Genomic DNA, 21,413 nt, shown 5'->3' with positions numbered 1-21,413 from the left:
CCCCCCCGTGGGCCCCCGGTTGCAGCGGATTCCGGGTAACCCGAAAACGCCCCATCGCGCGCAAGCGCGCTCCTACACAACCCGGGCGGCGCGACCGCTGCGGCTCCTGCGATTCCCCAATCCCGATTCTCTATTCCCGCGCGCATCAGCGCGTCAAGCCCGCTTGCGCGACTCGATCAGATCCAGATTGCGCACCAGCCGGCGCGACAGGTCGTCGGAAATCTCGCGGCGGCGCGCGAGCTTGAACAATTCGTTGCGCTCGGCCACCAATGCGGCATGACGGAACTGGCGCAGCGCCTGTTCGTAGGCACCGGCCTCTTCCGGGTCGGTCTCTGCCATGTCCACCGCGCCGAGCTTGCGTTGATAGCGCTGGCTGACCTGATTGGCGGCCGCGTTGTAGCGCTCGGCATGCTTGCTGCCATCCACCAGCCGCTGGCGCAGTTTTTCCACCGCTTCCAGCGCGGCTTGCGAGGCGGCCTTCACCGCCAGGTCTTCCTTGAGCTGTTCGTCTTCTTCTTCGGGCAGCTCCAGCCCGCGCAGCAGCGGCGGCAACGCCACGCTGGCGACCAGCAACGAGACCAGGATCACCGAGGCGGCCAGGAAAATCGCCAACTGGCGGGCCGGGAACGGTGAGCCGTCTTCCAGCATCAACGGCAACGTGAGCACGCCGGCCAGGGTGATCGCACCACGCACGCCGGCCAGCGACACCGCCACCACGATGCGCCACGGCGGGCTGACATGCGCCTCGCCACGCCACTGCGCCTTGAAGATGTTCCAGCGCAGCGACAGGAACACCCATACGAAGCGCAACGCCATCAGGCTGGCGCTGATGGTGGCCACGTACACTGCCAGCCACCATGGATTGAGGTGCCCGGCTTCCTGCACGCTGCGCACCGCCCCGTCCAGGATGCCCGGCAACTGCTCGCCCAACAGCACGAAGATGATGCCGTTGAAGGTGAACTGCACCGTGTCCCACACCGCCGAGCGCTGCAGCCGCATATTGCCCGGCGCATTGCCGGCCATTTCCACGTAGCTCATGGTGACGCCGGCGGCCACCGCAGCCAGGATGCCCGAAGCATGGAAGGCTTCGGCCAGCAGATAGGCCGCGAACGGGGTGAGCAGGTTGACCAGGATCGCCGAACCCGGCTCCTCGCCGAAGTGGCGCCAGATCCAGGCCTGGATGCGGCTCAGGCCGAAGGTGGTCGCCACGCCCAATGCCAGCCCGGCCAGCGCCACCCACAGGAAGGTCAGCGAGGCGGTGGCGATCGAGAAGCTGCCGGTCAGCACCGCAGCCACTGCGAACTGGAAGCACACCAGCCCGGAGGCATCGTTGAGCAACGACTCGCCTTCCAGGATGTGCATCAGCCGCTTGGGGATCGGCACCTTGGAGGCGATCGAGGACACCGCCACCGGGTCGGTCGGCGAGATGATCGCGGCCAGCGCGAAGGCCACCGCCAGCGGCATCGCCGGGATCAACCAATGGATCAGCAGGCCCGCGCCGACCACGGTGAACACCACCAGGCCCAGCGCCAATTCCAGGATGGCCGCCTTGTCGCGGAACAGGCCTTGTTTGGGAATGCGCCAGCCGTCCAGAAACAGCAGTGGCGGCAGGAACAACAGGAAGAACAACTCCGGTTCCAGCTCGTGCCCGGCATCGAACACACCGGAGACCACCGCGCCGAGCGCGATCTGGACCAACGGCAAAGGCAACGAGAACGGCAGGATGCGGATCAGATAACCGCTGGCCGCGACCGCCAGCAACATGGCGAGGACGACATCGATCGAATGCATGAAAAACCCGGAAGAAGAAACGGTGCGCGTACGGCATCGCATCGTGCAACGCACAACTAACGCGCCGAAGGGAACATACCGGTTTGCAGGCGGCGATGAAACCACCGCGCCGCCTGGGCCTGGGCGCGGCCCTGCACGGTGACCGCCACGAGGGTGTGCTGCTGCTGCAGCTCTGTGGCGGGTGTCTGTCGATCAGACACGGTGGATACGCTGCCGGATGGACAGGCCGACACGAGGATGAAAGCAGCCGGCAACGTGATCGCTCGCCACGTCACGCATGCCGGCTGCATGCCTATGCAGATTGGCTGGACGGGATCAACTGTGGTGAACGTGCTTGTTCGCGTGCGGCTTCGATGGCCCAGTGCCCTCGACCGGGACCAGGAAGGTCGCTTGATGCAGTTTCAGCTTGGAATCGTAGTGACTCACCGTCACCTTGATCGCCTTGACCTTCTTCTTGAAGGCGTACGGCCACTGCGCGCCGACCATCTGCTGCCCGGGCTTCTGACCGTCAGCGTCTCCGACGAGCTTGATGCGCACGGGGTAATTACCTGCGCCGCCGTTGTCCGCATCGTTGGCGTCGGACACGTCGATATGCGCTTTCGAAAACGCCAGCGTCGACGGGCCGCCGTCCTTGTAATTGGCGCTGTCGTCGAATCCGATATTTTTATAGCTATAGGTCAGCAGGATCACTTGCGTAGGAACCCAGGAACCACCGCCGTAATTGGGAATTTTCACCTTGGCCACGCGTGCGGAATCCACCGTGAATTCCCACTCGCCCGGGACGATCCATTTCTGAGCTGGCCGATAGATGTCACTCGCAGGGACAGCAGCGGTCGCTGACGGCGCATGCGTTGGCGTTGGCGTGACGGCTGCTGCCTGTGCAGTGCCGGATAACACCAGCGCGCCTGCCGCCAACCATGCCGGCAGTCCCAATCGATTGAATTCACTCTTTTTGGATTTCATGTTCTACAGCCTCTGAGCACTGATCATCACGCAAGGGCATGAATGGTAATTGCAGTGTCCGGCGCCGCTTCTGCCAATCGCGAACATTCGTGCAGCATTAGGGTGGTCGTGCGACGGCTACGACCCGATGGGCTTGGTAACGGCTGATCGCGCGGCCCCTGCATCGCAGGTTCGCCATAGAGTGTTTAAAACGTCAGTCTGCATGCGTGGCCAACGCGGATCGAACAGACTCAACCGCAGGCCACCCGATCCGCAGTTCGCCAGGACGGATGTGCGATGGCGTTGCAGCACAGCATCTCCATGTAAAAAACGCGTGATGCATCCGCGCCGCATCCGGCCGCGTATCCAGCTATACGATTGCCATCCAGGTGATCGCCTACCCAAAGGATCGATGCCTCATGAAGACCTCATTCCAGTCGCTTGCCATTGCCACCGCCATTGCCCTGACCAGCGCGATGGCACCCGCCTACGCGGCGTCCAACCCGATGGTGGGCGGTGCGCCGATGCTGGTGACCAAGGACATCGTCGACAACGCGGTCAACTCCAAGGATCACACCACCCTGGTCGCCGCAGTCAAGGCCGCTGGCCTGGTCGAGACGTTGAAGGGCCCGGGCCCGTTCACCGTGTTTGCCCCGACCAACGCCGCATTTGCCGCATTGCCGGCCGGCACCGTCGACACCCTGTTGAAGCCCGAATCCAAGCCCACCTTGACCAAGGTGCTGACCTATCACGTGGTGCCGGGCAAGGTTGACGCCGCTTCGCTGATCGCCAAGATCAAGGCCGGCGGCGGCAGCGCCACGCTGACCACCGTGCAGGGCGAACCGCTCACCGCAAAACTCAATGGCAAGAAGGTCACGATCACCGACGTCAAGGGCAACACCGCCAACGTCACCATCGCCGATGTAGTGCAGAGCAATGGCGTGATCCACGTGGTCGACAAGGTGTTGATGCCGTAATTGCATCTGGCTGCAAGGCACGTCGTTGTCATTGCATGCGCAGCTAGTCCATCGGCGGAATGCAGGGGGATTCCGCCGATGGGGCGCAACCGTCACGTGCGCTGGCGTTATCGAGACATTTTGAACGCGCGCGGCCTCGGTGCATCCATGCATATGTCGACGTGGACAAACGCTTTTTTGTAGGCCAATCCGCGTGTACCTGGAACTACGTTTCAGGTCTCGCCACCCAACCGCGAAGCGGCGGTGATGGAGTCACTGGTTGCTCAGTGGCTCCACTTGGTGTCTTGGTTCTCCGACACCGTACGCGTGCCATTGCACGCGTATTTTTTTATGGCGCGGCCGAGCTGCCCGCCGACATCGGTACGTCCAGCAGCTGGCGCAGATCTTCCACAAACCCGCGATAGCCTTCTTCGCGTGCGGCCGTCGTTGGCTGACGCAACACCCATGACGGATGCACGGTGGTCAGCACCGGCGTGCCATCGTCCAGGCGCTGCCATTGGCCGCGTTCGCGCATCAAGCGAAAGCCGCTTCCCAACACCGCCTGTGCCGCAGTCGCGCCCAGGCACACGATCTGCGCCGGACGCAGTTGTGCGCGCTCTGCATGCAACCAGCCACTGCAGGCCTGCACATGCGCCCGTTCCGGGTTGCGATGCAGACGCCGCTTACCGCGTTGCTCGAAGCGGAAATGCTTGACCGCGTTGGTCACATAGACTGTGTCGCGATCGATGCCGATCTCGCCCAGCGCCATGTTGAACAGGCGCCCGGCCGGCCCGACGAACGGACGCCCACTCAGATCCTCTTCGTCGCCCGGCTGCTCGCCGATCACCATCACCGATGCATCGTTCGGCCCTTCGCCAAACACCGTCTGCGTTGCCGGTTGCCACAACGCGCAACGCCGGCAATCGCGCGCGGCCACGCGCAACTGCGCCAGGCTTTGCGTGGCCACTTCCGGGACCGGCGCTGGCGCGACCGGCACTCGCCGCCGCACCGGCTCTGGCGCACGCTCGGCCATCTCGCGCACGCGCACGCCGGCCTCGCGGATCAGCTCCGGCAACAAGCTCGCCTCGGGCAGATTCTTCCAGTATTTCTGCGGCATCTCCTGCCGCATCATGGTGGGATTGAGCCGCGCCGGATTGAAGATATGCGCGTAATAGGTGCGCCACAGCGTCTCCTGCGCATCGTCGGCCGGCACTTGGGTGCGCACCGCACCCTCGCCGAACGTCAACGCCTCGCCATCCCAGCGCACGCTGCGATACGGAGTCAGAATCGCCCAGCGCATTCCGGCGAAACGGCGCGCGAAAAACGGCGCCACCCGATCCACGATCCAGTGTTCGGGCTCGAACCACGCCACAAAGTCTTCTTCTTCGCCGGGCAAGCGCCGGAAGCGCACGAATGCCTTCATCTTGTGCGTATCGCGTTGCACCGCCTTCTGCCACTGCGCCACCCGGTGCACATCGACATCGGTCGCCCGCTCCAGCAACGCCCGCTCGCCGGACGCCACCCGCCACAACAACCGATACAACACCGCATAGCGCTGCGGGTCGCGATGACACAGCACCGCCCCCGCCATCTGCAAAAACTCTGCCGAGACTCGCGGCGCGGCAACCACCGCCGGCAGGTCCAGCAGCCCCTGCCCCATCAACAAGCCACCCTGCACGCCACCATTCCACGCAATGGAGTCAGGCTCCACCTGCGCACACCACCCCGCCCGCGCCAGCACACGCCATGCATCAAGACTCCAACCTGGCTCAACTTCAGCGCTGAACATCGCTTACACCTGACCTCAAGATTTCCGATCTCGCCATCGCTCTACTGGCGGCACTATCGTTGCGTTGTTGCGATTTTCTCGCGGGCTTTTGCTGCTACTGCTACTGCTACTGCTACTGCTACTGCTTATCGCTTATCGCTTGTCGCTTGTCGCTTGTCGCTTGTCGCTTGTCGCTTGTCGCTTGTCGCTTGTCGCCGTTGATTTTGCTGCACCAAGTCGCCTTAGAGCGAGCCGCGCACCGCAGCCATGCGTGGCCGAAGAGGCGCCCTGTCTGAGCGCAGCGAGTTTGGGCGCCGTGCCGCGCATGGCGAGGAGCACAGGGCACCGGTGCGGCTGTATCGCACCGGATCGCGTCAGGCGACAGCGGTTTTGGTTACTTTTGCCAAGACAAAAGTAACCCGCGCCGCAAGGCGTGGAAGCTCTTGGAGCAGTGATTCGGTGGTAGGAATTGGGGATTCGTAGAAGCAATCAAGAACTTCCAAGTCATGCGTGCGGCCGTACCCTCATCCGCCCTTCGGGCACCTTCTCCCGATGGGAGAAGGGACAGGCATCAATCGAACAAACTTGCCTGTCGCGGTGCCGGCGCCAACTGCGCGCGTAACCGCACCGGATCGTCCAATCGTTGGCGCGGATGATGATCCAGCACACTCACAAACGGCAGCAGCTTCTTCATCGGCACCCGCAACCGTGCCAGATCTCCCACCCGCAAGCGCGCATGCCTGCGCGACAACAGCAAGCGTTCCACATTGCGCGTGCCCAGGCCCGGTACGCGTAGCAGCATCTCGCGCGGCGCCGCGTTCAAATCCACCGGAAAGCGCTCCGGATTGCGCAACGCCCACGCCAGCTTCGGGTCCACGTCCAGATCGAGCATGCCGCTGGATTGCGCCGGCGCAATCTCTTCCACGCTGAAGTCGTAGAAGCGCAACAACCAGTCGGCCTGATACAGCCGATGCTCGCGCTGCAACGGCGGTGCCTGCAGCGGCAACTTGGACGAGGCATCCGGGATCGGGCTGAACGCCGAGTAATACACCCGGCGCATCCGGTAATTGCCGTAGAGATTGTGGCTGGTGTCCAGAATGCTGCGGTCGTTGGCGTCGTCGGCACCGACGATCATCTGCGTGCTCTGCCCGGCCGGTGCGAAGCGCGGCGGCTTGGCGCGGCGCACTTTTTCGGCCTTGCGCTCGAGCTGATTCTCTTCGATGCGCCAACGCAGTTCGCCCATCGCCGCGCGAATGCCACCGACGCTTTTCTCCGGCGCCAGCAAGGTCAGGCCCTGCTCGGTCGGCAACTCCACGTTGATGCTCAGGCGATCGGCGTAGCGACCGGCCGCCGCCAGCAACTCCGGCGTCGCATCGGGGATGGTCTTGAGATGGATGTAACCGGCGAAGTGATGCACCTCGCGCAGCTGCCGCGCCACTTCCACCAGCTGCTCCATGGTGTAGTCGGAGTTGCGGATGATGCCGCTGGACAGGAACAGGCCTTCGATGTAATTGCGCTTGTAGAAATCCAGCGTCAGGGTGACCACTTCTTCCGGCGTGAAGCGCGCGCGGCGCACGTTGCTGGACACCCGATTGACGCAGTACGCGCAATCGAAGATGCAGAAGTTGGTCAGCAAAATCTTCAGCAGTGAGACGCAGCGGCCATCGGGCGTGTACGAGTGGCAGATGCCCATGCCCTCGGTGCTGCCGATGCCGCCGGTGCCGAGCGAATTACGCTTGTTGGCGCCACTGGAGGCACAGGAGGCGTCGTATTTGGCGGCGTCGGCGAGGACGGCGAGCTTGTCGAGGATTTTCACGCGAGCAGGACGCAGCGAAGGCGTCTCAGCTTATGAGACTGCACAGCACGCATCGTGAATGCTTCAGAGCGCTGTGGTGCGGGCGCCATGCCTTGGCGTTGTGCGGCTGGCTGGCTACCGTCGCCCTACGTGATGGCGGTGGTGCCCAGTCCGCCGCCATACGTCATCGCTGCGGGGCGGCGAGCCGTCTGATCCATGCATGATGCCTATGGTGCCAGCGTGTCACCTGCACATGCCTGATGGCAACGGTATCGGCATGCTGCCGGCACCTTACGTGTCGGCCACAATGCCTGCGTGCTGCAAGCACGGTGGACTCATGCGGCAACCGGATCCGCAAGCGCGCGATCCCCATCGAAACGGTAGATATCCATGGCCAGAAGGCCGGCATCGATACCGGCATCGATGCGCAGCGCGCCGAGCCGGTCGTCGCCGACGGCGCCCATCGCCACATACAGCGGCAGCAGATGCTCGTCGGTGGGATGCGCGCGTGTGGCCTGCGGTGCCTGGCGGCGATAGTCCAATAGCGCGGCGATGTCGTTTTCCAGCAACTTGCGTTCGGTCCATTCGATGAAGGGCCGCACGTAGGGCGCCTCGCGCTCGGCGCTGTAGCCCTGGCGCGCGTCGTGCAGGTTGTGGGTGATGCTGCCCGAGCCGATCACCAGCACGCCCTCATCGCGCAACGGTGCCAGCGCGCGGCCCACCGCGAACTGGTGGGCCGGGCCGAGCTCTGGCTGGATCGACACCGACACCACCGGAATCTCGGCAGCCGGATACAGCAGGCGCAGCGGCACCCACACGCCATGATCGAAGCCGCGCTGCGGGTCCAGGTGCGGATGCAGGCCGGCTTGTTCCAGCCGACGCAGGATCTGTTGCGCCAACGCCGGCTCGCCAGGCGCGGGATACTCCAGCTCGTACAGCGGCGCAGGAAATCCGCCGAAGTCGTGGATGGTGGCCGGCCGCGCCGCGCCACTGACCAGCGGGCGGCGGCCCAGCCAATGCGCGGACGCAACCACAATCGCGCGTGGCCGCGGCAAGGTCTGCGCAAGCTCGGCCAGGCGCTCGCCGACCTGCCCCGGCTGCAGCGCAGTCATCGGCGATCCATGCGAGATGTACAGGGAAGGCAAGCGGGTCATGGACGACTCCTCGTAAAGTAAAGACAAACCGCCTCAGCGCGCCGGCTTCAACGCCAGGGCGCCATCGCCCAGCAGCGATTGCACGATCAGCAACACCGCCCACAGCACCGGATATTCCCAGCCGCCGCCCGGATTGGAGAAGCCGAAGCCATTGGCGCCATGCACGCTGACGATGGTGCCCAGCAGCAGCGGCACGCCCAACAGCGCCACCCAGCGCGCGTAGATGCCCAACAGCAAGGACAGGCCCAGGCCAAGTTCCAATGCGATGGTGAGGTAGCCCAGCGCGCCCGGCAGGCCCAGCGACTGGAAATAGGCCGCCGTGCCGGCCGGGGTGAACACCAGCAGCTTGGTCAGGCCATGCACCAGGAACAGCGCGCCCAGACTCATGCGCAACAAGGCCGTGCCGTAAGCGGCGGTACGCGGGGATGCATAAGAAGTGGACATTCGACAGACTCCGGTGACGACCTGCATAGCCTATTGCTTACAAATTTCTGATAAATAGTTTTGATTCGGATAATTTATTGCGATCAAAGCAATAATCGGATCCACCATGGATACCCTCGACGCAATGCGCGTGTTCACCGCAGTGGCCGAACGCAGTGGCTTCAGCGCTGCGGCCGATGCGCTGGACCGCTCCACCGCCAGCGTCACCCGCCAGGTCGCCGCGCTCGAACAGCGGCTGGGCACCCGCCTGCTCAACCGCACCACCCGGCGGGTCAGCCTGACCAGTGCCGGCACCGCGTATTACCAGCGCTGCCTGCAGCTGCTGGCCGATCTGGACGACCTGGAGGCCACCGTGGGCGCCCAGGCGCTGGAGCCGGCCGGGGTGCTGCGCGTCAACGCGCCGGTGAGCTACGGCATCGAGCGGCTGGCCGCGTTGCTGCCGGGTTTTCGCGCGCGCTACCCGCAGGTGGAGCTCGACCTGTCGCTGTCCGACCGCCTGGTCGACATGGTGGAAGAAGGCTTCGATGTGGCCATCCGCATCACCCGCCAGCCGGCGCCGACGCTGATCGCCCGCCAGCTGGGCAAGGTGCGGTTGCTCACGTGTGCGGCGCCGGCCTATCTGGCACGCGCGGGCACGCCCAGGCATCCGTCCGACCTGGCCGGCCACGAATGCCTGCTCTATCACTACTCGCCCAATGGCGACGAGGTGCGCTTCCATGGCCCCGATGGCGATACCACTGTGCGCATCCACGGCGGGCTGCGCGCCAACAACGGGCATGTATTGAGCGCGGCGGCGGTGGCCGGCCAGGGCATTGCGATGCAGCCGGATTTTCTGGCCGACGATCATCTCGCCGCCGGGCGCCTGGTACGCATTCTTCCCGAGTACGAGCTGGCCGATATCGGCATCTTCGCGGTCTATACCAGCCGCAGCCATCTGGCGCCGAAGGTGCGCAGCTTCATCGATTACCTGGTCGAGACGATGGGCGATTGCGCACCTGGTCTGGCGGCCTCGGCAACAGTTCGTCCCGGCAGTGGTCATTAACCTGTCGGCCCACGTATGCGCACAATCCCGATCCCCTCGGTTCAAGGATTGCCCATGAGCAAGATCGCCATCGTGTATTTCAGCGGCTACGGCCACACCGTCAAACTGGCCGAAGCCGTGCATGCCGGCGCCGCCAGCGTCGGCGAGGCCACGCTGTATCGCATCGACCAGGACGGCAACCTGCCCGACGACGCCTGGGAGGCGATCAGTGCGGCCGATGCCATCATCTACGGCAGCCCCACCTACATGGGCGGGCCGGCCTGGCAGTTCAAGAAGTTTGCCGATGCCAGTTCCAAGCCGTGGTTTGCGCAGGCGTGGAAGGACAAGATCGCGGCCGGCTTCACCAACTCGGCCTCGGTCAACGGCGACAAGTACGCCACCATCCAGTACTTCTGGACGTTGTCGCAGCAGCACGGCCAGGTCTGGGTCGGCACCGGCTTGCTGCCGGCCAACACCAAGGCACACGGCCCGCAGGACATCAACTGGACCGCCGGCTCGGCAGGCGCACTGGCGATCTCGCCCTCCGATGCCTCGCCGGAAGAAGCGCCACGCAGCGGCGATCTGGAAACCGCCAAGCTGCTCGGCAAGCGCATTGCCGAATTCGCCGGCAAGATCAAGGGCTGACGCGGCAGGTAGTTGCGTGCGCGTAAGTAGTTGCGTGCGCGTAAAAGGCCCGTGCATGGCGGCAGGCTTCGGTCTGCCGGGATGCGCGGGCTTTTGCGTCGTGGCGCAATCGGTGCGGTGGCGGTCGCAGCAGCCTGCAACGGCCGCAACCGCAACGCCTCCCCGGTCGAGCCACATCGCCCTAACGCCACCCGCGCCATGCTTGGCCCCGCCCTTTTGACCGCACGGAGTTCCCCCACCATGCAAACCCGCACGCTTGGCCGTTCCGGCCCCACCGTCTCTGCACTCGGCCTCGGCTGCATGGGCATGAGCGCGTTCTACGGCAATCGCAGCGACGAGGCCGGCTCGATCAAGGTGATCCATCGCGCGCTCGATCACGGCATCAGCCTGCTCGACACCGCCGACATGTACGGCCCGCACACCAACGAGATCCTGGTCGGCAAGGCGATCGCCTCGCGCCGGCATGAAGTGTTCCTGGCCACCAAGTTCGGCATCAAGCTCGATGCCAACGACCCGTCGGTGCGCGGTATCGATGGCAGCCCGGCGTACGTGCAGTCGGCCTGCGAAGCCAGCCTGCGCCGCCTGGGGGTGGAGCATATCGACCTGTATTACCAGCACCGCGTGGATCCCAACGTGCCGATCGAAGACACCGTGGGCGCGATGGCGCGTCTGGTGAGGCAGGGCAAGGTGCGTTTTCTTGGGCTCTCCGAAGCGGCCGCGGACACCATTGCGCGTGCGCATGCGGTGCATCCGATCACTGCCGTACAGACCGAATACTCGCTGTGGTCGCGCGAGCCGGAAGACAACGGCGTGTTCGCTGCGGTGCGTGAGCTCGGGATCGGCTTCGTGCCGTATTCGCCGCTGGGGCGCGGTTTTCTCACCGGCGCGTTCTCCTCGCCGGACGATTTCGACGCCGACGATTACCGGCGCCATTCGCCGCGTTTCCAGGGCGACAACTTCACTCGCAACCTGCAGCTGGTCGAACAGGTCAAGGCGATCGCTGCCGACAAGGGCATCACACCCGGACAGCTGGCGCTGGCCTGGGTACTGGCGCAAGGCCAGGATCTGGTGCCGATCCCGGGTACCAAGCGTCTGGCCTATCTGGAAGAAAACATCGGCGCACTCGATGTGGCGCTGATGCCGGACGAGCTGGCACGCATCGATGCGATTTTCCCGGCACAGGCCGCGGCCGGCACGCGCTACCCGGAAGCGATGATGGCCACCGTCAACCGCTGAGCCGGCCTTCGCGTCCTGCCTGCGGCCGCACCCGCTGTGGCGGCCGCAGGCGCTCACGCCATTGCATCGGCGTGGCTCGCACACTTGGCGCACCCTCACCTGAGCCGCGCGCCAGATGCTGTCTTTTGTAATCCCCGCCCACGACGAAGCCGCGCTGATCGGCGACACGCTGCAGTGCCTGCATGGCTGCGCGCAGACCATGCAGCTGGACTACGAGGTCATCGTGGTGGCCGATGCCTGCGAGGACGACACCGCCGCCATCGCGCGTGCGCATGCTGCGCAGGTGCTGGAAGTGCAACTGCGGCATATCGCCGCCACCCGCAATGCCGGCGCGCAGTTGGCATGCGGCGAGCAGTTGTTGTTTCTGGATGCCGACACGCTGATCAACCCGCAGGTGGTGGGCGCGGCATTGGCGGCGCTGGAGGCCGGTGCCGTGGGCGGTGGCGCGCAGGTGCACCTGCAGGGCAGGCGCGTGTGGTCCGAGCGCACCGCACAGGCGATCTTCGGCTGGTTGTTTCGTGTCAGCGGCATCGCGCCCGGCTGCTTTCTGTTCTGCACGCGCGCGGCGTTCGTCAGCGCGGGTGGCTTCGATACGCGTTACTACGCCGGTGAGGATGTGGCGTTGAGCCGCGCGCTGGCACGCTGCGGGCGGTTCGTGATCCTGCGCCAGACCGTGCATACCTCCGACCGCAAGCTGCGCAGCTTTTCCAAGCGCGAACACCTCGGCTTGCTGCTGCGTTTTCTCTGGCGCGGGCGGCGCATGCTGCAGACCCGCGATGCGCTCGGCTTCTGGTACCAGCGCCGGCGCTGAACCGGGCGTGTCCACCCATGCGGGCATATGTCCGTCGTCGTCCGCAAGCCGGGACGTGGCGCTGGCAGCCACTTACACTGCGCCGTCTGTTCTGGTTTCGAGCTGTGCCGCATGGCCCCTTTGCACCGCCCTGTCCTGATCGCTGCGCTGTCTGCGGTGCTGCTGATCACTGTCGCGTGTCACCGCGATGGCAGCACGCCCACCTCCTCTGCCACCACCAAGCCGGCACCCAGCACGCCGAAGCTGGGCGATTTCGGCTTCGATGTGGCGGGCATGGATCGCAGCGTGGCGCCGGGCAACGACTTCTTCGGGTATGCCAGCGGCAACTGGGTGAAGACCACGCAGATCCCCGACGACCGCTCCAGTTACAACAGCTTTGTCGGCATTGCCATCGAGACCGAGCGGCACAGTCGCGACATCATCGAAGGCGCGGCCGCCAACGACCGCGTCACTGGCGAAGACAAGCAGATCGGCGATTACTACGCGGCCTACATGGACGAAGCCGGCATCGAGGCCAAGGGCGTGCGCCCGGTGCAACCGGCACTGGATGCGATCGCGCAACTGGACGACAAGCCGGCGCTGGCGCGTACGTTGGGCGGCCAATTGCGTGCCGATGTGGACCTGCTCAATTCCACCAATTTCTACACCGATCGGCTGTTCGGGTTGTGGATCACGCAGGACCTGCATCACCCCGGTCGTTATGTGCCGTATCTGGTGCAGGGCGGCCTGGGCATGCCCGACCGCAGCTTCTATCTGGATGGCGGGCGCATGCCGCAACTGCGCGACGCCTACCGCGCGTACATCGTCAAGCTGTTGCATCTGGCCGGCATCAGCGATGCACCGGCCCGCGCAGAGCGCATCCTGGCGCTGGAAACCGCGATGGCGCATGTGCATGCCACCGCCGAACAGACCAACAACGTGCCGGCCGGCGCCAATGCCTGGAAACAGGCCGATTTCGCACGTCACGCACCTGGGCTGGACTGGACGCTGTTCTTCGAGGCGGCGGGCTTGAAATCGCAGCAGGACTTCATCGTCTGGCAGCCGCAGGCAGTGGCCGGGTTGTCGGCGCTGGTGCAATCGCAGCCGCTGCAGACCTGGAAGGACTATCTGAGCTTTCGTGAGCTGGATCGCGCCTCGCCGTATCTGTCCAAGGCCTTCGCCGATGCACGCTTCGCGTTCTACGGCACCACGCTGGAGGGCACCCCGCAACAACGCCAGCGCTGGAAGCGCGCCATCGATGCGACCAATGCGGCGTTGGGCGAGGCGGTCGGCAAGCGCTACGTACAGAAATACGTGAGCGCGCAGACCAAGGCGCGCACCGAAGAGATGGTCAGGAACATCGTCACCGCCTTCGGCCAGCGCATCGATGCATTGGCGTGGATGAGTCCGGAGACCAAGCAGCACGCCAAGGCCAAGATCGCCGGGTTGACGGTGGCGGTGGGATATCCGGATACCTGGCGCGACTACAGCGGCCTGGACGTGCGCCGCGACGATGCATTGGGCAATGCAGAGCGTGCCAAACTGTTCGAGTACCGCCGCAACCTGGCCAAACTGGGCAAGGCCGTGGATCACCGCGAGTGGTACATGCTGCCGCAGGAAGTCAACGCACTGAATGTGCCGCTGGAAAACCGCCTGCTGTTTCCGGCTGCGCTCCTGCAACCGCCGTTCTTCGACCCGGCCGCCGACGATGCGGTGAACTACGGCGCGATCGGCGCGGTGATCGGCCATGAGATCAGCCACAGCTTCGACAACATGGGCGCACTGTTCGACGAACATGGCGAGCTGCACAACTGGTGGACGCCGCAGGATCTGAAAAAATTCGCGACTGCCAGCGATGCGCTGGCCGCGCAATTCAGCGCCTACCGGCCATTCGACGACCTGGCGGTCAACGGCAAGCTGACGCTGGGCGAGAACATCGCCGATGTTGCCGGTCTGGCCACTGCATACGATGCGTATCAACTGTCGTTGCAGGGCAGGCAGCCGCACACCATTGATGGCTTCAGCCCGGATCAGCGCTTTTTCCTGGGCTTCGCACAGGCCTGGCGCAGCAAGTACCGCGACGCAGCGCTACGCAACGCGGTGCTCACCGACGTGCACGCGCCTGGACGCTTCCGCGCACAGACGGTGCGCAATCTCGATGCCTGGTATCCGGCGTTCGGTGTGAAGCAGGGCGAGCAGTTGTATCTGGCGCCCGAGCAGCGGGTGCGGATTTGGTAGGTGGTGGCGGGTAGGGACGACTATTGCCATGCAAGGCGTAGAGCGGGAGCTGTGTGCGGTGTAGAGCGGAATTTTGGGGTCTGGAGCATGTGCCTCTTCGCCGTACCCTCACCCCAACCCCTCTCCCGGCCACTGCAACAACATCGCCGGCGGCAACTGCATCCGCCGACACGCACGCGCAGACAACCCGTCACGGCGTAACGCAGTGCGAAACAACGGCGACAGGCTGCGCAACAGACGCGCCGAGGCACGCGCCTGCGTGCGTTGCAGCGTGGTGCGGCCAAGCATGTCGCTGGCCCAGCCCGGCAGCAAGGCGGTGCCGGCGCCGAGAAACACCCCGCGCGATAAACCTGCCGCAGGCACCGGCAGCTGGATACTGGTGAGAATGTCGAGCACCTCGCGCGAGCGTGCGTCCATGCGTAACTGGCCACGCACGCCGGCGAAATACGCCTCCACCTGCGCCTCGCTGGCTGGCACGTCGGTGGCGCCGAGCGCTTCGGCCACACGTCGCGCTTCGTCGTAATAGCGGTCGGCGATGGCAACCGGCACGTCGCGGCAATAGCGCCGGCAGCCCTGCAAAAAGCCGTAGGCCTCGGTGACATGCACCCAGGTCAGCAGCTGTGGATCGTTGGCCTCGTACGCCACGCCGTCGGCGGTTTGGCCGCGGATATGCGCATGAATCTTGCGCACGCGGGCGATCAATTGCTCGGCTTCCGCACGCGGTGCGTAGGTGGTGCCGGCAACGAAATTGGTGGTTCTGCGCAGCCGCCCGATCAGGTCGACGCGGAAGTTGGAATGGTCGTAGACCCCGGCCAGCGCGCGCGGGTGCAGCAGTTGCAGCATCAACGCGCACAGCCCGCCGGACAGCATGCCGGGGAATTCGGAATGCACGCGCCAGGTAACGCTGTCAGGCCCGAAGATGCCGGGATCGCCCAACGGCTGGTCGTATTCGATGGTGCTCTGGCCACGTGGAAACGCGCCCAGCACCCAGCGGCGGATCTGTTCGGCGGCGGGGGCGGTGAGGGTACGCAGGACGGCTGACATGCGGAGATGATACGCAGCCGTATGCAACGCCATGTCGTGATTGCGCTGCGTTCCCGCTCACGGCAGCACTACGGCGGGCTGGTCCGTGCGGGTTGGCCGGCTGCTGCAGCACGCGTCTCCACGCGCGCGCAGGTGTGCAGTGCAGCAAGAAACGCGCCGCAGCGCGGCCGCCCTGCGGATCAGAACACAGCAAATCGCCTGAATACTACGATTTGTGCGCGAGTGCGCAGGAATGCATGGCGATTGGTTCGCATCGGGCATTGCCATGCACGGCGAAAGTGCTAGAACTAAGGCCGTCTGACAGAACGCCACATGGTCCTGTGGTGTTGGGTCGGTCGCTCCAGCGCATCTGGCAACCGCCAGTGCAGCAAGTCGTTCGTACCAGCCATCCGTCGGGAGCCTGTCATGATCGCTTTGTTCCAGGGTTTGGGCCTGCTATTGCAGGACAACGCACTCCATCGCCTCTCCTTCGACGAGCAGGTCGCCAAGTGGCGCGAGAAGACCGACCAGCAGCTCGACGAGGAGCTCGCCCTGCTCACTGTGGCGAAGAAACAATGGGTGATCGCCTCGATCATCGGCTGGCAGGCCATCTCGCTGGTACTGCTGGGGGTGATCACGCATCAGTTGTGGCAGAACGACTACCACCTGACCTTCAGCCGCGTGGTGATCATCTTCACTTCGTGGGCGTCGATCCTGTTCGTCATGTGGTACATCGCCGATCTGTTCGATCACAGCGCCGGTTTCGAACGCTGGTTGCGCGCCTTCAATAGCCGCGCGCGGCTGACACCGGACGCCGATTCGGTCGAGTGCGTCGCCGATGCGCTGGACATGACCCGCAGCTACCCGGAAGTGCTGCGCTACAAGCAGGAAGTCACCTCCAGGCGCGAGCTGCGCCACGAGGACATCGTCAACATGCGCGAGATGGGCCGGCTGCGCCGCTACACCGAATTGCTGCGCGATCTGGACCGCTTCGATGGCGCGCCGCGCTTGGTGGCCAACGCGTAGAAATCTGCAGAAACGACCCGCGTGTCGTAAGCAGTTTTTCCAGCCATTGAGTCACCGCACGACAATGGCGTGCGCCATGAAGCAAAACAAAAACGGCCGGTGCAGCTGCACCGGCCGTTTCTATTTAGATGACGTCTGCTTCAAATGCTGGTCAACATCTGCAGCGACCAACACCACGTAGCCGAGAGTTGCCTACCTGGTGCAAACGTCGCGGAACAACTACAGCACACCAGCAATGCAGGCCTTACCGAGCACCGGCCGCACCTACCGAGGCTGAGCGCAGCCGTTTGATGCCGTTCTTACGCTTCCGCAACCGCTCGCTCGACCGACGGCGTGCGCCAACCGCTGCGCACACCCCAGATGTAGAACACCACGCCGACCGCCGCGACCACCGCCAGATCGGTGCCGTAGCTCAGATAGCCGTGGCCGCCGAAGTCGCTGCTGCCGGCCCAGGACAGCAGCGCGATCGTCGGCAGGTAGCAGATCATCCAGGCGGCGCCCTTGAGGTTGCGGCCCAGATCCGGCCAGCCCTGCTTGGCCTGGTAATAGCAGTACACCGGCAGCGCCACGACCATCAGCAGGATGATCTCGCCGGTCAGCGGCCAGCGCGCCCAGTACAGCAGCTCGGTGGCCATCACGAAGGCCACACCGGCCAGCACCGGCAGCGCGGCGATGCGCAGCGGGCGATGCAGCTCCGGGGCATGACGGCGCAGCGCCATCGCGCTGATCGGGCCGGTGAGGTAGGAAATGATGGTCGCCACCGAGATCACTGCCGCCAGCGTGCCCCAGCCGCGGAAGAAGAACAGGAACACGAACGACACCGCCAGGTTGAAGAACATCGCCATGCGCGGCACGCCCCAGACCGGGTGCAGCTTGCCCAGCACCGACGGCATGGTGCCGTTCTTTTCCATGCCGTAAACCATGCGCGCGGTGGTGGCGGTATAGGTGATGCCGGTGCCGCTGGGGCTGACGAAGGCATCGATGTACAGCAGCATCGCCAGCCAATGCAGGTTGACGATGATGGCCAGCTCGGCGAACGGCGAGCGGAAATCGATGCCGTGCCAGCCGGCCTTGGCCAGCAGGTCCGGCGGCACCGCGCCGATATAGGCCACCTGCAGGATCACGTAGACCACCGTGGCCAGCGCGATCGAGCCCAGCACCGCGAACGGAATGCTGCGCCCCGGGTTGCGCGCTTCACCGGCCAGGTTCACCGGGCTCTGGAAGCCGTTGAAGCTGAAGACGATGCCGGCGGTAGCCACTGCGGTGAGCACCGCGGCCAGGTCGATCACGTGCGCATCGCCGTGGATGCCGACGCTGAAGTTCTCGCTGTGGAAGCCGCTGGCGATCAGGGCCACGCCGGTCGCCGCCGGCACCACCAGCTTGAACACGGTGATCAGCGTATTGGAGCGCGCGAACAGCTTGACGCTCCAGAAATTGAGGAAGAAATACACCAGCACCAGCACTGCCGAGATCAGCAGGCCGGGCACCGACAACTCCCCGGCCCCGCCGGGTGCCTGCACATACAGGCCCTGCGCCCAGGCCCATGGCCAGGAGGCCATGTACTGCACCGAGGCCTCGGCCTCGACCGGGATCACCGACACGATCGCGATCCAATTGGCCCAGCCGGCGATGAAGCCCACCAGCGAGCCGTGCGAGTAATGGCTGTAGCGCACCATGCCGCCGGACTCGGGGAACATCGCGCCCAGTTCCGCGTAGGACAGCGCGATGGTGGTGATGATCGCCGCACCCAGAATCCAGGCCCAGATCGCACCGGGGCCAGCCAGGCCGGCAGCGCGCCAGGCACCGAACAGCCAGCCGGAACCGATGATCGAGCCCAGGCCGGTGAGCATGAGGGCGAAGGGGCCAACGTCGCGGCGTAGCGATTGTTCGGACATGAGAAGCCTGGCAGTGAGGACGCCGTGAACCGGCAACAAGCCGGCAATCATCGCAGAAGCGGCCGCTGATCGTCAGTGCGTATTCAGGCTTGCGTGCGGTTGCATGGCTTGCGACATAGCCGAAAGGGCTTTCGGCCAAGCCAGGCCTGCAACGGGCGCTCAGCCATGGCAATCGGCGCTGGGCGCGCTGGTATCCACACAGGTATGCGCCTGACGCGGAATGCCGCGCAGTTCGCGCACCTGCCCGGGTGTCAGCGCAAAGCTGTCCAGCGTCCTGCGTGCGCAGGCTGGTGTACCCGTCGTGTTGCTTGCGGCAGGCGCGGCGCAGTGTTCCTCGTACACCAGGTAATGGCAGCGACCGCTGCTGCTGGCCAGGCAGTGCACATTGAGGTCGGTGGCGGTGGCCAGGGTCTTGCTGAAGATCACGTCCTGGCCATTGCTGGTAGCGCGCGTGATGGAGGTGGTGCCGTTGCGGTCGTGGCAACCGGCCAAGGCAAGCAGGCAATACACGAGGGAGGCGATCAGGCGCATATCAGCAATCCTTTCAGTCGATGCGATCGGGGGAATTACATGCCGCGGAACAGGCTCATGAAGGGCTGGCTGACGGTGAGCGTTTCGCTGCGCCCGCGCAGTGCCAGCCGGCCCTTGCCGGTGTCCTCGCGCACCACCGAGGCGACCGCCTTCATGTTGACGATGGTGGAGCGGTGGATCTGCTTGAACACCTGCGGATCCAGCACGTCGAGCAACTCGCGCAGCGGCGTGCGCAGGATCGCCTCGCCGGCGGCGGTCATCACCGTGGTGTATTTCTGGTCGGCCTGGAAATACGCCACCTCGTCCAGCGCGATCAGGCGCGTCTCGCGGCCGCTGCTGGCGGTAAGCCAGGCCAGTGGCGGCGCGGCGCTGGCGGCAGCAGGGCGCGCGGACAGGCGCTGCAACAAGGCCTCCAGCAGCTGGCCGTCCGGCTGGCCGGCTGCGGCGCGCTGTTGCACGCGCTGCCAGGTGGCCTGTAGGCGCTCGCGGCTGATCGGCTTGAGCAGGTAGTCCACTGCGCCGTGTTCGAACGCATCGATGGCGTACTGGTCGTAGGCAGTGACGAACACCACCTGGGTACGCGGGCTGACCTCGCGCAACGCACGCGCCACCTCGATGCCGGTGAGCCCGGGCATGCGGATATCCAGGAACACCACATCCGGCTGCTGCGCGGCGATGGTCTCCAGCGCGCCGGCGCCGTCTTCGCATTCGCCCACGATCTGCAACTGCGGGCAGACCTGGGCAAGCAGGGCCAGCAGCGATTGCCGCAGCAGCGCCTCGTCTTCGGCGATCACCGCACGCAGCGCGCTCACGCCTGCACCTGCGCGGTGGAGCTGTGCGTGCCTGGCAACGGCGGCGGCATGCGTGTGGCGGTCATCTGCGCCGGCAGCGGCAGGCTGATGGTGGCGGCCACGCCGCTGGGGAAATTGGACACGATGGCAAAGCTGGCCTTGCCGGCGTAGATCAACTGTAGCCGCTCGCGCAGGTTCTTCAGGCCGATGCCGGTGCCCTGGGTGTGGGTGCCGAAGCCCTGGCCATCGTCGGCCACGGTCAGCGTGGCATGGTCGTCGACGCGACGCGCCAGGATCCATATCGTGCCGCCGCCGGGCTTGGGTTCCAGCCCGTGTTTGATCGCGTTCTCCACCAGGGTCTGCAGCATCATCGACGGCAGTTGCAGCGCGCGCAGCTCGTACGGCACCTCCACCTGCAGGGCCAGCCGCGTGCCCATGCGGATGCGCAGGATTTCCAGATAGGCCTGGGTGCGTTCGAGTTCCTCGCCCAGGGTGGAGATGGCCCCGTCGGCGCTGGGCAGCGAGCTGCGCAGGTACTGGATCAGGTGCCCGATCATGATTTCCGCGCGCGGCGGGTCGGTGCGTGCCAGCACCTGTGCGCTGGCCAGCGTGTTGTAGAGAAAGTGCGGCTCGACCTGGGCATGCAGCAGGTTCAGGCGGGCCACCGCCAGTTCCTTTTCCATCACCGATTGCTCGGCCGCGGCCTGTTCGTCGCGACGTTGCTCGCCGACCCGGCGCACCACCGCGCGATTGATCGCCTCGGCGTTCTCGTAATTGCTGCCTTCGTCCACCGCAAACAGGTCCACCCAGGCGCCGGCGTCGGGCTCGCACAACACCGTGACGCTGCTGGTGCCCTGCCCCGGCGTGATCGTCACCAGTACCTGATTGCGCTTGATCGCAAAACGCGCGAACAGGTTCCAGCGCGAGGGCTGACGTCCTTCGTAAGGGTCGATGCGGCGCACCTTGGCGCGGATCAGCAGGCTGCCGGGCGCGCATTCGATGTCCTGCACGCGCGGCAACGCGCGCACGGCCTCTTCGACCACGGCAAAGCTGGCCTGCACGTCCAGCGGCACCTCGATCTGGCGGCGCTGGCGGGTCGACAAAGTGTCGTGATCCAGCCGCCCGGCGATCAGGCGCACCCGGCGCACATGCGTGATCGCACTCATCAGGGCAAGCGTCAGCAGCACCACGCAGATCAGCCCGAAGAACGCGCCGGTGGAGCCGAACAGCTGCGCCCACATGATCGCAGCCACCAGCAACGCGGCGGCCCAGGCGAACACGATACGCACGATCAGGAAGACGCTGGCAGACACGGGTGGGAGCTCGTTGGGTTGGGACGCGGCGAGCATAGCCGGCAAGCGATCGGG

Annotated in this window: 18 protein-coding genes; 7 read left to right on the top strand and 11 right to left on the bottom strand. The window is 65.1% G+C overall.

Going from position 1 to position 21,413, the window contains the following annotated elements; genetic code table 11:
* Positions 1-153: 153 nt before the first annotated feature.
* Both ABS769_RS17445 and ABS769_RS17440 read right to left on the bottom strand, forming a co-directional pair.
* Positions 154-1,791 carry a Na+/H+ antiporter gene (locus ABS769_RS17445; protein WP_317062651.1) on the bottom strand — a complete coding sequence of 546 codons (1,638 nt, stop codon included), beginning with the start codon at positions 1,789-1,791 and terminating at the stop codon, positions 154-156.
* A gap of 315 nt (positions 1,792-2,106) precedes the next feature.
* On the bottom strand, positions 2,107-2,754 hold the full coding sequence (locus tag ABS769_RS17440; protein WP_317062650.1) for a hypothetical protein: 648 nt from the start codon (positions 2,752-2,754) through the stop codon (positions 2,107-2,109).
* Between the two features lie 398 nt (positions 2,755-3,152).
* On the opposite strand from ABS769_RS17440, the gene ABS769_RS17435 reads away from it, so the two are divergent.
* Positions 3,153-3,710 carry a fasciclin domain-containing protein gene (locus ABS769_RS17435; RefSeq protein ID WP_023905297.1) on the top strand — a complete coding sequence of 186 codons (558 nt, stop codon included), beginning with the start codon at positions 3,153-3,155 and terminating at the stop codon, positions 3,708-3,710.
* Positions 3,711-4,038: 328 nt separating this feature from the next.
* Here the strand turns inward: ABS769_RS17435 and ABS769_RS17430 are convergent, their stop codons facing one another.
* The 4 genes from ABS769_RS17430 to ABS769_RS17415 form a co-directional block, all read right to left on the bottom strand.
* On the bottom strand, positions 4,039-5,478 hold the full coding sequence (locus ABS769_RS17430; RefSeq protein ID WP_317062649.1) for a UdgX family uracil-DNA binding protein: 1,440 nt from the start codon (positions 5,476-5,478) through the stop codon (positions 4,039-4,041).
* Between the two features lie 550 nt (positions 5,479-6,028).
* Positions 6,029-7,273: a putative DNA modification/repair radical SAM protein gene (locus ABS769_RS17425; protein ID WP_023905300.1), complete on the bottom strand. Its 1,245-nt coding sequence runs from the start codon at positions 7,271-7,273 to the stop codon at positions 6,029-6,031.
* 314 nt (positions 7,274-7,587) lie between these two features.
* Positions 7,588-8,406: a dioxygenase family protein gene (locus ABS769_RS17420; protein WP_317062647.1), complete on the bottom strand. Its 819-nt coding sequence runs from the start codon at positions 8,404-8,406 to the stop codon at positions 7,588-7,590.
* Positions 8,407-8,439: 33 nt separating this feature from the next.
* Positions 8,440-8,850, bottom strand: a complete 411-nt coding sequence (locus ABS769_RS17415) for a DoxX family protein (protein ID WP_317062646.1) — start codon at positions 8,848-8,850, stop codon at positions 8,440-8,442.
* A 106-nt stretch (positions 8,851-8,956) separates the two neighbouring features.
* Between ABS769_RS17415 and ABS769_RS17410 the strand changes: the two genes are divergently transcribed.
* From ABS769_RS17410 to ABS769_RS17390, 5 genes are all read left to right on the top strand, one after another.
* Positions 8,957-9,892, top strand: coding sequence for a LysR family transcriptional regulator (locus ABS769_RS17410; RefSeq protein WP_317062645.1), 936 nt, complete (start codon positions 8,957-8,959; stop codon positions 9,890-9,892).
* Positions 9,893-9,946: 54 nt separating this feature from the next.
* Positions 9,947-10,516, top strand: a complete 570-nt coding sequence (locus ABS769_RS17405; protein ID WP_317062644.1) for a flavodoxin family protein — start codon at positions 9,947-9,949, stop codon at positions 10,514-10,516.
* A 240-nt stretch (positions 10,517-10,756) separates the two neighbouring features.
* A complete protein-coding gene (locus tag ABS769_RS17400) occupies positions 10,757-11,752 on the top strand; it encodes an aldo/keto reductase (RefSeq protein ID WP_317062643.1) in 996 nt (331 codons plus the stop codon).
* Positions 11,753-11,867: 115 nt separating this feature from the next.
* Positions 11,868-12,563 (top strand): glycosyltransferase, encoded by a 696-nt coding sequence (locus ABS769_RS17395; RefSeq protein ID WP_074058575.1) that lies wholly within the window; start codon positions 11,868-11,870, stop codon positions 12,561-12,563.
* Between the two features lie 111 nt (positions 12,564-12,674).
* On the top strand, positions 12,675-14,780 hold the full coding sequence (locus ABS769_RS17390; RefSeq protein WP_317062642.1) for a M13 family metallopeptidase: 2,106 nt from the start codon (positions 12,675-12,677) through the stop codon (positions 14,778-14,780).
* A gap of 108 nt (positions 14,781-14,888) precedes the next feature.
* On the opposite strand, the gene ABS769_RS17385 is transcribed toward ABS769_RS17390, so the two are convergent.
* Positions 14,889-15,824: an oxygenase MpaB family protein gene (locus ABS769_RS17385; RefSeq protein WP_317062641.1), complete on the bottom strand. Its 936-nt coding sequence runs from the start codon at positions 15,822-15,824 to the stop codon at positions 14,889-14,891.
* A 312-nt stretch (positions 15,825-16,136) separates the two neighbouring features.
* On the opposite strand from ABS769_RS17385, the gene ABS769_RS17380 reads away from it, so the two are divergent.
* Positions 16,137-16,829, top strand: a complete 693-nt coding sequence (locus tag ABS769_RS17380; protein ID WP_317062640.1) for a hypothetical protein — start codon at positions 16,137-16,139, stop codon at positions 16,827-16,829.
* Between the two features lie 299 nt (positions 16,830-17,128).
* Here ABS769_RS17380 and ABS769_RS17375 read toward each other — a convergent pair whose 3' ends face one another.
* From ABS769_RS17375 to ABS769_RS17360, 4 genes are all read right to left on the bottom strand, one after another.
* Positions 17,129-18,724, bottom strand: coding sequence for an APC family permease (locus ABS769_RS17375; protein WP_317062639.1), 1,596 nt, complete (start codon positions 18,722-18,724; stop codon positions 17,129-17,131).
* A 159-nt stretch (positions 18,725-18,883) separates the two neighbouring features.
* A complete protein-coding gene (locus tag ABS769_RS17370; RefSeq protein ID WP_065032928.1) occupies positions 18,884-19,255 on the bottom strand; it encodes a hypothetical protein in 372 nt (123 codons plus the stop codon).
* 35 nt (positions 19,256-19,290) lie between these two features.
* Positions 19,291-20,067 carry a LytR/AlgR family response regulator transcription factor gene (locus tag ABS769_RS17365; RefSeq protein ID WP_046344540.1) on the bottom strand — a complete coding sequence of 259 codons (777 nt, stop codon included), beginning with the start codon at positions 20,065-20,067 and terminating at the stop codon, positions 19,291-19,293.
* A complete protein-coding gene (locus ABS769_RS17360) occupies positions 20,064-21,359 on the bottom strand; it encodes a sensor histidine kinase (RefSeq protein ID WP_180968612.1) in 1,296 nt (431 codons plus the stop codon). Before ABS769_RS17360 ends, ABS769_RS17365 begins: the two co-directional genes overlap by 4 nt.
* Positions 21,360-21,413: the final 54 nt, after the last annotated feature.

The organism is Xanthomonas hortorum (genome assembly GCF_040279205.1).
Taxonomy (GTDB): Bacteria; Pseudomonadota; Gammaproteobacteria; order Xanthomonadales; family Xanthomonadaceae; genus Xanthomonas; species Xanthomonas hortorum_F.
Note: the sequence above shows the minus strand (reverse complement) of the source record. Positions and strands in the feature narration are given on the sequence as shown.